Origin of the sequence: Vibrio sp. 10N.286.49.B3 (genome assembly GCF_002873395.1) — a bacterium.
Lineage (GTDB): Bacteria > Pseudomonadota > Gammaproteobacteria > Enterobacterales > Vibrionaceae > Vibrio.
In genome coordinates, this window is the sequence record NZ_MCUV01000010.1 from 25,142 (window position 1) to 39,201 (window position 14,060).

The 14,060-nt window shown below is 37.9% G+C and carries 12 protein-coding genes and 1 pseudogene; 8 read left to right on the forward strand and 5 right to left on the reverse strand.

Going from position 1 to position 14,060, the window contains the following annotated elements; genetic code table 11:
• Window positions 1–63 precede the first annotated feature (63 nt).
• Both BCU68_RS05780 and BCU68_RS05785 read right to left on the reverse strand, forming a co-directional pair.
• Window positions 64–1,065 (reverse strand): diguanylate cyclase, encoded by a 1,002-nt coding sequence (locus BCU68_RS05780; protein ID WP_102563848.1) that lies wholly within the window; start codon window positions 1,063–1,065, stop codon window positions 64–66.
• On the reverse strand, window positions 1,062–2,027 hold the full coding sequence (locus tag BCU68_RS05785; protein WP_102563849.1) for a response regulator: 966 nt from the start codon (window positions 2,025–2,027) through the stop codon (window positions 1,062–1,064). Before BCU68_RS05785 ends, BCU68_RS05780 begins: the two co-directional genes overlap by 4 nt.
• Window positions 2,028–2,243: 216 nt before the next feature.
• Here BCU68_RS05785 and BCU68_RS05790 point away from each other — a divergent pair, with 216 nt between their 5' ends.
• Together BCU68_RS05790 and BCU68_RS05795 are read left to right on the forward strand one after the other, a co-directional pair.
• Window positions 2,244–3,119, forward strand: coding sequence for a fructosamine kinase family protein (locus BCU68_RS05790; RefSeq protein ID WP_102563850.1), 876 nt, complete (start codon window positions 2,244–2,246; stop codon window positions 3,117–3,119).
• A gap of 180 nt (window positions 3,120–3,299) precedes the next feature.
• Window positions 3,300–3,503 carry a CPXCG motif-containing cysteine-rich protein gene (locus BCU68_RS05795; RefSeq protein WP_102563851.1) on the forward strand — a complete coding sequence of 68 codons (204 nt, stop codon included), beginning with the start codon at window positions 3,300–3,302 and terminating at the stop codon, window positions 3,501–3,503.
• Between the two features lie 70 nt (window positions 3,504–3,573).
• On the opposite strand, the gene BCU68_RS05800 is transcribed toward BCU68_RS05795, so the two are convergent.
• A complete protein-coding gene (locus tag BCU68_RS05800; RefSeq protein ID WP_102563852.1) occupies window positions 3,574–4,224 on the reverse strand; it encodes a riboflavin synthase subunit alpha in 651 nt (216 codons plus the stop codon).
• 97 nt (window positions 4,225–4,321) lie between these two features.
• Here BCU68_RS05800 and BCU68_RS05805 point away from each other — a divergent pair, with 97 nt between their 5' ends.
• Complete coding sequence (locus BCU68_RS05805; RefSeq protein WP_102563853.1) at window positions 4,322–5,692, forward strand: MATE family efflux transporter; 1,371 nt, start codon at window positions 4,322–4,324, stop codon at window positions 5,690–5,692.
• 36 nt (window positions 5,693–5,728) lie between these two features.
• Here the strand turns inward: BCU68_RS05805 and BCU68_RS05810 are convergent, their stop codons facing one another.
• The gene (locus BCU68_RS05810; protein WP_102563854.1) at window positions 5,729–6,601 is read right to left on the reverse strand and encodes a DNA ligase; all 873 of its coding nucleotides are present in this window, start codon (window positions 6,599–6,601) and stop codon (window positions 5,729–5,731) included.
• 333 nt (window positions 6,602–6,934) lie between these two features.
• On the opposite strand from BCU68_RS05810, the gene BCU68_RS05815 reads away from it, so the two are divergent.
• The 5 genes from BCU68_RS05815 (at window position 6,935) to BCU68_RS05835 (ending at window position 13,599) form a co-directional block, all read left to right on the forward strand.
• Entirely contained in the window at window positions 6,935–7,375 is a 441-nt protein-coding gene (locus BCU68_RS05815; RefSeq protein WP_102563855.1) for a hypothetical protein, read from the forward strand.
• A complete protein-coding gene (locus BCU68_RS05820) occupies window positions 7,375–8,454 on the forward strand; it encodes a sulfate ABC transporter permease (RefSeq protein WP_102563856.1) in 1,080 nt (359 codons plus the stop codon). The genes BCU68_RS05815 and BCU68_RS05820 overlap by 1 nt, the downstream gene beginning before the upstream one ends.
• 66 nt (window positions 8,455–8,520) lie before the next feature.
• Window positions 8,521–11,295, forward strand: a complete 2,775-nt coding sequence (locus BCU68_RS05825; protein ID WP_198591691.1) for an ATP-binding protein — start codon at window positions 8,521–8,523, stop codon at window positions 11,293–11,295.
• A 217-nt stretch (window positions 11,296–11,512) separates the two neighbouring features.
• Complete coding sequence (locus BCU68_RS05830) at window positions 11,513–13,117, forward strand: ABC-F family ATPase (RefSeq protein WP_102563858.1); 1,605 nt, start codon at window positions 11,513–11,515, stop codon at window positions 13,115–13,117.
• A gap of 53 nt (window positions 13,118–13,170) precedes the next feature.
• The gene (locus BCU68_RS05835) at window positions 13,171–13,599 is read left to right on the forward strand and encodes a VF530 family DNA-binding protein (protein WP_102563859.1); all 429 of its coding nucleotides are present in this window, start codon (window positions 13,171–13,173) and stop codon (window positions 13,597–13,599) included.
• A gap of 172 nt (window positions 13,600–13,771) precedes the next feature.
• Here BCU68_RS05835 and BCU68_RS16910 read toward each other — a convergent pair.
• A pseudogene (locus tag BCU68_RS16910) lies at window positions 13,772–14,060 on the reverse strand (hypothetical protein); the annotation flags it as partial.

Here is a 14,060-nt window from a genome sequence, read left to right on the forward strand (position 1 = left end):
ACCCCAGTTTTGATAATCAGTATTTTCGCAATAGAAATTATCTTAAGCTATTTGGGACCTACATTATAGTGCTATTTCTTCAACAGTGAAATTATTTGCAGCAAGGTGCGTGGTGCAATTGCGACCGGTATGTTTCGATTGGTATAAATGATTATCAACTTCTTTTAGCCAATCGTGATAATTTGCAAAGTAATGATTCGCTTCACAGCAACTAACCCCTAAACTAATCGTTACTTGGACCTGATGCGTTGCTACCTTTAACGCCAATGACGCTATTTTCTTACGTAACCTTTCAGCAAAGTAAAAGGCCTCATCACCAGTTGTATTCGGCAATAATATGATGAACTCCTCCCCACCATAGCGCCCACATAAATCTTGAGAACGAACATTAGACTTTATCGTTGAAGAGACAATTTTGATCACTTCATCACCAATTGAATGACCATAGGTATCATTGATTTTTTTAAAATGATCAATATCAATCATGACTAATGAGCTTGATCGACTGAGATCACTTAAAAGATGCTTAAATTCAGCCGACAAACACCTTTCCCAATGAATGCGATTATAAAGATCCGTTAACCCATCGGTTTGACTTATTTTTTCTAAATGTTGATTTGATGAGCTTAATTCAATTTTACTTTTGGCTATATCAGAAACATCATTGATCATTAGTGCAATATGAGTAATTCCACTGGATAAGGATCTCAGCGGTGTAATCACTATATCTTGATACATATAATCCAAGCCTTGTGAAACCGGTGAAAAGTTTGAAAATTTGAATAGATATGGCCTATCTTCCCAGCTAGAAAATGACTTCCCTTCTAGTTTAGCTGCTGCATTCATTTTATGTTCGAGCCAACTTTTCGGAATGTCCGTACAAACAGTAAACAAATTTCGACCGATAATATCTTGAGCTAAAATGCCGCTATATGACTGCATAAAACTATTCCAGATACATACATTATAATCACGATCAAGTACAACTAAACCTGAGTCCATAGTATCAAGTAGTTGCATCATCCAATGCAAATCATCTATATCAATAGTTAGCTTAGTATTCATAACGTTTCCATGATGTCATAAATATAATCAACAGATGCTGAATCAAGAAAAAATAAAACTTCACATTGAACATCCATAACCTCTGCAATATAAATATATTCAATTGCAAATAATGACTCATACTCACTAATTTTATTGTTCAATAAAAACACCTTATCTTCTAAAACTACTGGCTTTCTCAAAGAAATTGAACGCCCTAGTTGATTACCTAGTGAGAATAAATAAGACGACACAAGTAAGTTCGATATATTGATAATAATTTCATTATATGTTGAATGCTCCGGATCATAGCCAAGTTGATTCCCCATCATGGCTAAATCTTGACCACGAAGGCACACTAAAGCCTCACCATGTATACCGCCACTAACAAACCGCTGAGACACTGCACTCTCATTATCACGATGACGTACATCATTAAGTGTCATTTTTAGTTCACCATAAGATAATGGTCCAACATGGGGAACAGGGAGGTGAATAAATTGATGCAGATGATCGGCTATAATAGCAGCGCCTTTACACAGAGCAATATTTGAGACTTCTTTAAACTTAGCTAAGCCATCATCTTTACATATTGGTTGGTTTGATGCCATTAGAGGAATGTATATTAAGCCTAATTGTGCGAATAACTGGCTCATTTTATCATTGTCTTTAAAAGGCTTAGCGATAAAACTATACGCACCCAACTCCTTGCATCTTATTACCGCTTCTTTTTGAATATCACCAGAGACAACAACGACTTTGGTTGGATATGTATTTATAGGTAATGCGGCAAGCACATCGAAGCCATCAAGAATGGGCATGGTTAAGTCTAGAAATAGTATATCTATATTTTGCTGCTGCATTAACATTAAAGCCTGACGACCATTATCAGCAAAAAAAATATTCAACTTATCTGTTTTGACAATACAACGATCAATTGATTTTCTTGCGATAGATGAGTCATCGCAGATAAGTATATTCATAAATCACTTTTATTCTTTATTAAACCGTTATCATACTTGAAACTCATTTCTTTTTGTTGACGGTTTAGTAAATACTCTACGATCTAGCTCACATTTAGACCACTTCCCTCCCCTAAATATCAACTTTAAGCAACTATTCTATCCATTATTTAGCAAAACATCTCATTTTGAACTAAAGTTCTTCTATTATAACGATTTATAATGTAGGAGCTCAGTATGTGGCAAGCTATCTCTCAGCAACTTTCTGATGTTTTAATGTTCGATTTTAAAATACAAGAAAGAGTGAAAGTACCTGGTGGAAATATCAGCGATTGCTACATGATTAGTGATGGAGAGCAACGCTATTTTATCAAAGTGAATAACCGTCAATTTCTTGGTAAGTTTGAAATTGAGGCAGAGAATCTTAAGTCTTTGCGTCAAACCGATACGGTCTATGTCCCTGAATTAGTACATATTGGTGACTGCAAGGACGGGGCTTTTATCATTCTCAATTACCTACCGACTAAACCTCTTGATGATAGTGATAAAAGCTTCAGCTTTGGTGTACAACTTGCACATCTGCATCAATGGGGAGAGCAGAAAGAGTACGGTTATGATCATGATAATTATATCGGCTCCACAGTCCAACCTAACCCTTGGCATAAGAAATGGCATCGCTTTTTTGCAGAGCAACGTATCGGCTGGCAATTGCACTTACTAAAAGAAAAAGGAATAGAGTTTGGTGACATTGATGAGATCGTCAATGTGGTCAGTGGTGCTTTAGCTGGGCATAATCCACAACCCTCATTGTTACATGGTGACTTATGGCATGGTAATGTTGCTAATTGTGCATTTGGACCGATATGTTACGATCCTGCTTGCTACTGGGGAGATTCTGAATGTGATCTAGCAATGACTGAACTTTTCTCTGGCTTTGATGCTGAGTTTTATCAAGGGTATGAAAGTATTCGTCCACTTGAACTTGGTTATACTTCACGCAAAGACATTTATAACCTTTATTATATCCTCAATCATTGCTACCAATATGGTGGTCACTATCTTGAACAAGCAGAAAAGCAAATTGCTGGTATTTTAAAAATGCATGCTAAATAACGCCTTACCTACTCTATCACGCCACCAGCGCATAGCGTACCATTATTAATTAATTTATCATTTTTTATGTACTCAATCATGCTTCCTAGTTATTTCACAACCAAAAAAAACCAAACCATCTAATATGCACCTGGTGATATATTAGATGGTTTAGTGTCATGACGAGTGTAAGGACAGTTTATGGATAAATATACAGAACGAATGGTTTGCTGCCCACATTGTGGTCACTCAATTAAAATCACGTTAGATGCTACCAATGGTAGTCAGTCTTTCTATGATGACTGCCCTGCCTGCTGTCATGCTTTTCATTTAAGTATGAATGTAAATGAGCAACAAGATAGTATCGAATTACTTATTAATGCTGATGATGAGCAGTTTTATTAACGGTACCTGCTTCTTTTTAACTTATATAAGTAAGAGTCAGGCGATAGTGATCCCCTATCGCCTTTTTTAATCACGATAATTTCTGAGCAAGCACACGCTCAACAGTATCAACAATTACCTGGGTCTGAGGATCAAACTCAATATTCACCCACTCGCTGACTTTCCTAGAACCGAATAATGTTCGTTGCAAAGTTTCAGGAATTAGATGGACACTAAATCGCTGCTCTTCTACTTCACCAATCGTCAATGAGCACCCATCAATACCAATATATCCTTTAGCAAAAATGTAATTCATCGCTTCTTTTGTTGGTAGTTTAAACCATAGAGTACGATTATTAGGAGTCTCAACAACTTCGTCAATTTGAGCCATTAATGAGATATGACCCGACATATTATGCCCCCCAATCTCATCACCAAACTTAGCGGCTCTTTCTATATTGACTTGTTCTAATGGCGATAATTTACCTAAATTAGTCAAACGTAACGTCGCTTGCATTAAATCAAATGAAGCGTGCACAACAGAAACAGCCCCCCCAGCAACCTCTCTTAAGACAGGTTCCACTTTTGTTACCGTTAAGCAGCAACCATTATGAGCAACTGAAGCACCCACTTTTAACCCCAGCGCTTGGCTTTCTGTTAACTCAATAATATGAGTTTGAAAACAATCCTTCTCTTCAATGGCAACGACTGTCGCCAAACCTTGCACAATACCTGTAAACATTTTCTTTTCTCGGTAATTATTAGTGGTGCTTATTGTGACATTTCTTTATTATCCACACATTAAAAATTCTATCCAACTTTGCTGCTCGGAGAAACGTGTGCATCGCTATAAAAAAGAAGCTTCAAATTTAGTAAAATTAGCTACCCCAGTATTAATAGCGTCTGTTGCTCAAACAGGTATGGGCTTTGTCGATACTGTTATGGCTGGTGGCGTTAGTGCTATTGATATGGCTGCCGTTTCTATTGCAGCAAGTATTTGGCTTCCTTCTATTTTATTTGGCGTTGGTCTACTAATGGCATTAGTCCCTGTCGTTGCTCAACTCAATGGAGCGGGTCAGTCGCATAAAATTTCATATGAAATTCAACAAGGTGCTGTTCTTGCTTTATTGGTTTCTATCCCTATTATTTTCATTTTATTACAAACCCGATTTATCCTTAGCTTTATGGATGTCGATCCTCAAATGGGCATAAAAACTATCGGCTATATGAATGCCGTCATTTTTGCCGTTCCTGCTTTTCTACTTTTTCAAACATTACGCAGCTTTACTGATGGCATGTCATTAACAAAGCCAGCTATGGTCATTGGGTTTATTGGTTTATTATTCAATATCCCTTTAAACTGGATGTTTGTTTATGGTGAGCTTGGAGCCCCTGCACTAGGTGGTGTTGGCTGTGGTGTAGCAACGGCTATCGTGTATTGGTTGATGTTTACCCTGCTACTTGGCTATGTCATTTGTTCAAAAAGACTTGCGCCTATTAAACTATTTGCTCACTTTCATAAACCGGAATTAAAAGCTCAAATACGTTTATTTAAACTTGGTTTCCCTGTCGCTGCCGCCATTTTCTTTGAAGTTACATTATTTGCTGTTGTTGCGATATTAGTTGCTCCTCTTGGCCCTCTTGTTGTTGCATCACATCAAGTTGCAATTAACTTCTCCTCACTGATCTTTATGTTGCCAATGAGTATTGGTGCTGCTGTCAGTATCCGTGTTGGTCATAAACTAGGAGAACAGAGCACAGAGGGTGCACGCATTGCTTCTCACATTGGTTTAATGGTTGGTTTGCTCACAGCGTTCATCACGGCCGCCTTTACTGTTATCTTCCGTGAACAAGTCGCGCTTTTATATACAGATAACCAAGAAGTGATTGCACTTGCTATGCAGTTATTACTGTTAGCGGCTATCTACCAATGTACTGATGCCATTCAAGTCATCGCAGCTGGTGCACTAAGAGGCTATAAAGATATGCGCGCCATCTTTAATTGCACCTTTGTCGCCTATTGGCTCATTGGCTTACCACTCGGTTATGTTCTTGCTGTCACCGATATGATCACCAATCCTATGGGCGCTCAAGGCTTCTGGATTGGCTTCATTGTTGGTCTATCATCAGCAGCATTAATGCTCGGTATCCGTCTGCACTGGATGCATAAACAACCAGACAATGTACAGTTATCTTATGCGACTCGTTAAGCGATGAACTAAGGTTTATTTGTTGTAAGGTAAACTCTAGTCATTTGATGGTCGCTCTCTAATATAGCGAGCAAATTTAGGCACGCCATTATTAGTGAAACCATTATAGCGAAAGGTAATCGTTGTCCCTATCGGTGGTGGGTTTTGACGCAATTTGTCACTTAACCCGCTACCGATGGCAAACTCAATGCGATCATCAAACTTCACTAGCAAAGAGCCTACTTGACCTAACAAGCGTCCCTTACCTAATTTATAGCCAACCACTACCGCCTCAGCATCCTGATTCTTTTTTAACTTTAACAAATCACTGCTACGTCCAGCTCGATAAAAACTATCAAACCTACGTAGCATTAAACCTTCGCCTTTACCAGAGTCAACCTCTTGCAAAAGACTTTCTAATTGCTGCTTATCTTTTATTGCGTGGTGTTCGACTAGTTGTAGTTGCGGTAGGTCTATTTTCTGCAAAAGAGCTTGTAACTCTTGGTAGCGAAATTGATAGGCTTGTTTATCTGTTAGATTGTCAAATACCATAAAAGTGATATTTTTCCATGCTAAGTCACTGGGCTTATGATCTAACACTGTACTCTGAACAAGGTGAAACCCTCCTCGTCCAGCCCATAATTCCCCTTCAAGTACTTGCGTAGGAAAGCCAGCAATAAACCAATCTGGTGCAACTATTTTTTTACCTGAGCGTGTATATAAATGCTGCCCATCCCACCGAGCCCGAATCCCATCTAATTTTTCACTATACCAATACTGTGAAAGATCGACATCATCAGTATATGACAGTGCACTTAGTAAGGAGAATGGTTCGCTAAAGACTTGCTCGGCCTCACTAACTTCACCTTGAGAAGCACTGGGGAAAGCGAATATTAACGCGAATGAAATCATATTAAATCTTATTGACATAAATATATCCAACCGATGAAAAGTCGTTATATCTAAGAAAAACATGCCTCATTAGGCAAAGGATTCGATAACAAAATGCGACAACGTCGCTATTAAATAGTCCTTTTTTACACCTATTTAATCAACTTTTTGCTCTTATTTGTATGAAAGTCACACTGTATTCAGCCCTGCCTTTTTTTCTTATAGAAAATTAGACGAACTACGCATTTTGAACTAACTTTAGTTAACAGTGTAAGTTACTAATTATACATAATATGTGTCATAAATTTGACACACTTGAAGCAACAACAAGGACCTGAACCATTGACGTTCATCTACCCATGGATAGCCAATATGATTAATTATAGAAAGCTTCTAGCTAACGTACTAGGGGTAGGATTATTAACTTCGTGTAGCACCTTTGCTAGTGATATCTACATTATTACTTTAAATGATGAGTTTAATGATTTAAATAAGAACCAAGCTAAGATGATCTACAGAGGTAAATCAACCACATTAGCTGGTAATAAAGTCGAATTACTAGACCTCCCCCCTGAATCCAATACACGAAAGACGTTTTACTCAACCCTACTTAGAAAAAATGCAAGCCAAATGAATTCGCAATGGGCTAGCCTCGCTTTTTCTGGCAAAACTACATCCCCAGAAGAGATCAAAGTTGATGATTTCTCTCAAGTCGTTGAATGGCTAAAAAATAATCCAAATGGCGTCGCTTACTTTTCATTGCCCGATAAGCCATCTGATGTGAAAATCTTATACAAGTTGGAGGTTAAATAATGATGAAATGGACTCTATTACTCTCATCAACCTTACTGCTACCAATCTCTTCTTATGGAGCAATCCAACTCAGTGATTCGTTCTCACTTGGTGGGTTTGGTCACGTGTCAGCAACAAAAACAGATAATGAAGTTCCTGTATTTACCAATCGCGATATAAGCGATGAGTGGTGTTATGACTGTGATACAACTTTAGGTTTGCAACTTGACTGGCAAATGACTGACCACCTTCGCAGTTCGTTCCAAGCAGTGAAGCGCCCACAAGACCATTTTTCATCGCCAGATCTAGAATGGGCTTACCTTGCCTATGACTATAAAAACTTCACATTTAGAGCCGGTAGATTACGCCTGCCTATGTTTCTAATGTCAGAATATTATTATGTCTCTTATGCATACCCTTGGCTTAGACCTCCACAAGATATTTATGACTCACTGCTTGGCGTCACCTCTTTCAATGGCGTTAGTGCAACATGGGATGGTTGGATACAAGATACGGTTGGGGTTTCCATCACACCATTTGCAACCATACCCAATAAAAATGAATATGATGTTGTTGGTGTTGATGTAACGATAGATTCAGATGTTGGCTACGGGCTAAATGCTAACTTTTATTATGATGATACCTATGTAAATTTCACTGCCTTTAGAACCACTTATGATGATGCTCGCAGCATTGAAGTGATGCCGGGAATGGTTCTAAATTTAGGTGAGAACAAAAATGAAACCTTGACGCTATTTAGTATTGGTATTGAGCAGTATTTTGGCAATTGGCGCATTCTTGGCGAAACCCTGTTAAGTCAACACAATTACGCCAACTGGTATGCCAGTGTTGATTACTCTTTTGATAAATTAACGCCATACATTACTTACAGCCAACAACGTATCAGTCGCAGTAGCAGACAAGTTCTGCTTGGTTTACGATACGATGTTAACCAATATATTGCCTTTAATATTGAAACTCAATATATCTGGGCTGATATAAATGATGCTGGAATTGCTGGTCAATTTACCGATAGACTCGGCGCTAATGCAGAGTCAGACGTAGATATTGTTACTTTGGGTTTAGTTTTTACATTCTAAGCTAAGGTAAAAGGAAAATATTATATGTTTCTAAATCATTACAAAATAAAAACCAAAGTGCTTTTGATGGCTATTCTGCCTTTAGCCCTTTTGGTTTACCTAGCAATGCTGCAAATATCATCACTGACAAATCGCTTAAATGCATTAACAACGCTATCTAATGATATGAGTTTTTTGAATCATTTATCAGACAATCATGATGTACTGCATGACGCGCGACTGAGTGCATTACAAAATAAGACATTCGATGAGCAAGGTGCTTTGCTCGATGACAATAAACTGCAGCAAGCGATCGCCTTAATACCAGGTGCCTTTCCTAATCATGACCCGTTGTTTATTGAAAGTATTTTATATGACCTGCAAGAGACGCAAAATGATCTCATTACCTCTGAAGATAATGAAGAAAAAGTTGAGTTATCATCATGGATGTTAGACCTCTATAAGCAACTTTACCTTAACCTCGAAAAGATTAACCTAGATACCGGAATCCCAACGGTTGATGGACACCTGATTGCCCTTTATCAACTTGAGTGGTTAATGCTCTGGGCTGCGGAAGAAGACTGGCAACTTCATCAACGAATTAAGGTTGAGCTATCACGCTTATCTCAAACAGATCCCTCCAATACGAATTCAGTACAAAGTGATACTGACAACCAGGAGTTATCCGCCTTATTTCAATACCAAAAACTATTTATTGACCGTTTTTTAGCCATCAATGCTGATGAAAATCAGGTCAAACTTTTGCTTAAAACCTTCAGCCACCCCTCTTTTCTCAAAAGTAGTGCTTTTAGGGAAAGTATCCTAGCTAATGATAAAGAGCAACCGATGACTAAAGAGGAAATAGATCTCGGTATTCAATCATTAGAAGAGCGGCTAAATTTACTGCAAAAAGTATCAGCCATGATTGAAGGTCAGCTTAATGAAGAGGTGAATCAGTATGTGGAAGCTTTCAAGTTTAATCGAAATATGTTCATTGCGGTCATATCATTAGCGGCTCTGTTCATTGCTATCTTAGGCTTTAATCTTTCACATCGCATCGTAAACTACCTAACCAGTATTTTAGAAACACTCGAAAAAATTCAAGATGACTCTAACTTTAAAGATGAAATCCCAATTCATGGTCGTGATGAGCTTAGTTTGTTTGCTGATCGGATCAATAAATTATCGAATGAGAGGATGTTAAACCAAGAGAAGCTTATTCAATCTCTTGCTACAGCACAAAAAGAAAAAGATAAAGCAGAAGAAGCGAACAAAGCGAAAAGTAGTTTCTTAGCTAACATGTCACATGAAATACGCACCCCACTCAATGGGGTTATCGGTATCTCTGAAATATTATCTGATACCGATCTTAGCCCAACACAAGCTGATTACGTTAGAACCATTGATACATCCGCTCATTTATTGCTAGGACTCATTAACGATATCCTCGATTTATCAAAAATTGAGTCAGGTAAACTATTAATTACTCCGCACAGCTCCAATATCCGTGAGCTAATCTATGATACCGCTTCTATCGTCACCCCTATGGTCTCAGACAAAGGCTTAAATTTAATTGTCTCTGTCGATAATAATGTGCCCCATAAAGTGATGATTGATGATCACCGATTGCGTCAAGTTATGATGAATTTCTTATCCAATGCTGTTAAATTCACAGAGCAAGGTAGTGTTACTATTGGTGTTAGAAATGTAAAAGTACAAAACCGCTCGGTATCATTACTTTTTGAAGTTCAAGATTCAGGCATTGGTATCGCTAAAGATAAACAGGCTTCTGTATTTGAAGCTTTCTCACAAGAAGATGGTTCTATTACACGTAAGTTTGGAGGAACGGGTTTAGGGCTTGCCATCAGTACTGAGTTAATTAACCTAATGGATGGTAAAATAGAACTCGAATCAGAAAAAGGCAAAGGCTGTCGTTTTTTCTTTACTCTTGATCTTGATATCATCGCGCAAGACGCCGCGAATACACATGTTAGAGAAAACCACCCTCTTGTTATCATTGATAATGATTCGATTTATGCCGACGCAATAAAAAATGAAATTAACTATTATCAGTTCCCTATCACGCAACATGTCGCAAGTGTCAAAGACTTAGTAGGATTACCAGCTCTGTTTGAAAATATTATCTATATCCAAACTCAGCCAGAACAAACCCTACTCGACATACACACCATAAGAACTGCAAACCCTAATGCCATGATATCGGTTATTCGCCACCATAATCATACTATGATTGATTATGGGAAAAGTATTGATGGATTAGCTACTTACCCACTATTAGGCAACCGATTATTAAACGTACTAATCAACAAAAGAAGAAGGGCAAGCGATCAGATAGAAGTCCCATATACTCCACCGACAGTTGATAAACTTAAAACAACATCACCACAGGTTGACGACAATGCTCAACTAAAAATGACTGAGAGCGCTTCAGCTGACACTAATGAGCAACATGAAGAGTCTTCTGATAGTAAAAAAGTGCTGTTAGTTGAAGATAATATGGTCAACCAAAAAGTGGCGACTATTATGCTTGGTAAAGCGGGCTTTAGCTTTGATGTTGCTAATAATGGACAAGAAGCTGTCGACTTTTTTGAAAATGGTAATAAATATCTATTGGTTATTATGGACTGTATGATGCCGATTATGGATGGTTTCACGGCAACAGAAGAAATTCGTAAACTAGAAACCAGGGACAGTTTAGTGCCTACCCCTATCATTGCATTAACGGCGTCAGTTATTGATGATGATATAAAACGCTGTTACGAAGCAGGGATGAACGACTATTTACCTAAACCATTTAGAAAAGATATGTTCTTAGAAAAAATCGCACACTTAATTGATTAATAAGGTAGATTAATTCCTCGCTCTCCATCTAAATGCCTACAACTCTTGTGGGCATTTTCTTATTTACACTAAAAGCAATAATAAATCCCTGATCAATACTACATTTTATCAAATAAATCTGTATAATCCGCCGCCTATTTACTCTTACTTTCATCTCATATTTTGTCCATTCTGGTCGAATAATTAGCCTGATAGTACACAGCTAGGAAGAACTTCTTTGATATCTACCGCAAACATCACAATGCAATTTGGCGCAGAGCCTTTATTTGAAAATATCTCAGCAAAATTTGGTCATGGTAACCGATACGGTCTTATTGGTGCTAATGGTTGCGGCAAGTCAACATTCATGAAGATCCTCAGCGGTGCATTAACACCGAGTTCAGGCAATGTATCTATCACTCCTGGTGAAAAATTAGGGGTTCTTAGCCAAGACCAATTCGCTTTTGAAGAATTTAATGTTGTCGATGTTGTGATCATGGGCGATAAAAAACTTTGGGAAATAAAGCAAGAACGTGACCGTATTTATGCTAAAGCAGAGATGACAGAAGCTGATGGTATGGCTGTTGCTGAACTAGAAAGTGAATTTGCTGAGATGGATGGCTACAGTGCGGAAAGTCGTGCTGGTGATATTCTGATTCAAGCGGGCATCGAAGAAGAATTTCACTACGGTTTAATGCAGCAAGTTGCACCAGGTTGGAAACTTCGTGTTCTACTTGCACAAGCTCTTTTTGCTAACCCTGATATCCTGTTGCTTGATGAACCAACCAACAACTTGGACATCCACACGATCAATTGGCTTGCTGAAGAGTTAAATCAACGTAAGTGTACAATGATCATTATCTCGCACGATAGACACTTCCTAAACTCAGTATGTACGCACATGGCTGATATTGATTATGGTGAACTGCGTATTTACCCAGGTAATTATGAGTACTTCCTTGAAGCTTCAGGTCTTATTCGTGAGCAGCTTCTGGCTAGCAATGCTAAAAAGAGTGCTGAAATTAGCGAGCTTCAAGATTTTGTAAACCGTTTTGGTGCTAATGCTTCTAAAGCAAAACAAGCAAGCTCTCGTGCTAAAAAAATGGATAAAATCAAGCTAGATGAAGTAAAATCTTCAAGCAGAATGAGCCCATCTATTGATTTTGGTGAAGGTCGCAAACTGCACCGCTTAGCATTAGAGCTTGAAAATGTAGGTCATTCTTTTGATGATCAACTATTATTCGAAAATGGCAGTTTATTACTTGAAGCAGGTACTAGACTTGCGGTTATTGGTGAAAATGGTGTGGGTAAAAGTACCCTACTACGCTGCTTAGTTGGTGACTTAGAGCAAAGCCAAGGCATCGTTAAATGGTCAGAAAATGCATCGGTTGGCTACTGCCCTCAAGATAGCACTGCTGATTTTGATAATGACTTATCTATCTTTGATTGGATTTCACAGTGGCGTACTGTTAAACATGATGATCTGATGGTTCGTGGTATTTTAGGTCGCCTACTCTTCACTGCTGATGATGCAAATAAGAAAGCCAAGAATTGTTCAGGTGGTGAGAAAAACCGCCTTCTGTTTGGTAAACTCATGATGCAAGATATCAATGTGCTGGTTATGGATGAGCCAACTAACCACATGGATATGGAAGCAATCGAAGCCTTAAATGAAGCGCTAAAAGTTTATGAAGGTACGCTAATTTTTGTTAGTCATGACCGTGAATTTGTATCATCATTAGCAACGCATATCATTGATATTAAAAATAACAAATTAATCAATTTCCAAGGTACTTACGATGAGTACCTAGATCACTTGGTTAAAACTGAACAAATGGCTTAAACCATACTAATACAACAGCAATACCTAGTGTTGCTGTTGCTAAGGAATGACTTATGACTGAAGAAGAAAGAATCGAATTACAACAAAATAACCCACTTCATGGTTTAAAACTAGAAACTCTACTGAGTGAGCTAGTGACTTTCTATGGCTGGCAGATTCTTGATACTGCAATGCGTTTAAACTGCTTTCATACCAACCCTTCGATTGCAAGCAGCGTTAAATATTTGAAAAAAACTGAGTGGGCAAGAGAGAAAGTTGAGAACTTTTACTTGTATAAATTTAAGCGTATGCCAAAAGCATCGGACCTTGAATATGAAATGCCACCTCGTTCACGCACCTTTGCTCACGGCTTAGAACCACGTGAACCAATGGAGCTAACCATTGAATCGATTCAACTATCACAAGCTAAATCAGCATCGGCTCACAAAGCTCGCTCAAATCAAGCTCGTGCACAACGTAACAATAGCCGTTACCGTTATTAAATATAGCGTAGTAAAGTAAAAGCGAAGATCACTCAAGGCAATGACGATAAAAGTCATTGCCTTTTTTGTTCATCAAACAAGCATGACCTGTTCTTTACGGCGATTGGTCTATTATAATAACTGGCTACTTCAGATGAACAATAATGAGAGGTAGTGAGAACAACGTGTTAACTTAGCATTTTTTAGCTTGGACTGTATCCTTTTGCTTTATCAGAGCATTAAAATGACTCATTAAGTCATCTGCTAAATTTTTAACATCTTTCAATAAAATATATTGAGCCACTTCAGAGTACGTACCCGAATATTTTTGCTCAGGCATATTAACAAATTTTTCAATGTTAATATCAGGTATGAAAACAAACTGACTTTCTGTAAAATTACCAGTACTAATAATAACAAAATCATCTACGACTATAAATTTTAAATGAATGTTTTCATTAAAATAATAGTTACCTATATTA

Bases quoted from the DNA above. Each gene is read 5' to 3' on its own strand.
- BCU68_RS05780 (WP_102563848.1), bottom strand. From the start codon at position 1,065: ATGAATACTAAGCTAACTATTGATATAGATGATTTGCATTGGATGATG.
- BCU68_RS05785 (WP_102563849.1), bottom strand. From the start codon at position 2,027: ATGAATATACTTATCTGCGATGACTCATCTATCGCAAGAAAATCAATT.
- BCU68_RS05790 (WP_102563850.1), top strand. From the start codon at position 2,244: ATGTGGCAAGCTATCTCTCAGCAACTTTCTGATGTTTTAATGTTCGAT.
- BCU68_RS05795 (WP_102563851.1), top strand. From the start codon at position 3,300: ATGGATAAATATACAGAACGAATGGTTTGCTGCCCACATTGTGGTCAC.
- BCU68_RS05800 (WP_102563852.1), bottom strand. From the start codon at position 4,224: ATGTTTACAGGTATTGTGCAAGGTTTGGCGACAGTCGTTGCCATTGAA.
- BCU68_RS05810 (WP_102563854.1), bottom strand. From the start codon at position 6,601: ATGTCAATAAGATTTAATATGATTTCATTCGCGTTAATATTCGCTTTC.
- BCU68_RS05815 (WP_102563855.1), top strand. From the start codon at position 6,935: ATGATTAATTATAGAAAGCTTCTAGCTAACGTACTAGGGGTAGGATTA.
- BCU68_RS05820 (WP_102563856.1), top strand. From the start codon at position 7,375: ATGATGAAATGGACTCTATTACTCTCATCAACCTTACTGCTACCAATC.
- BCU68_RS05825 (WP_198591691.1), top strand. From the start codon at position 8,521: ATGGCTATTCTGCCTTTAGCCCTTTTGGTTTACCTAGCAATGCTGCAA.
- BCU68_RS05835 (WP_102563859.1), top strand. From the start codon at position 13,171: ATGACTGAAGAAGAAAGAATCGAATTACAACAAAATAACCCACTTCAT.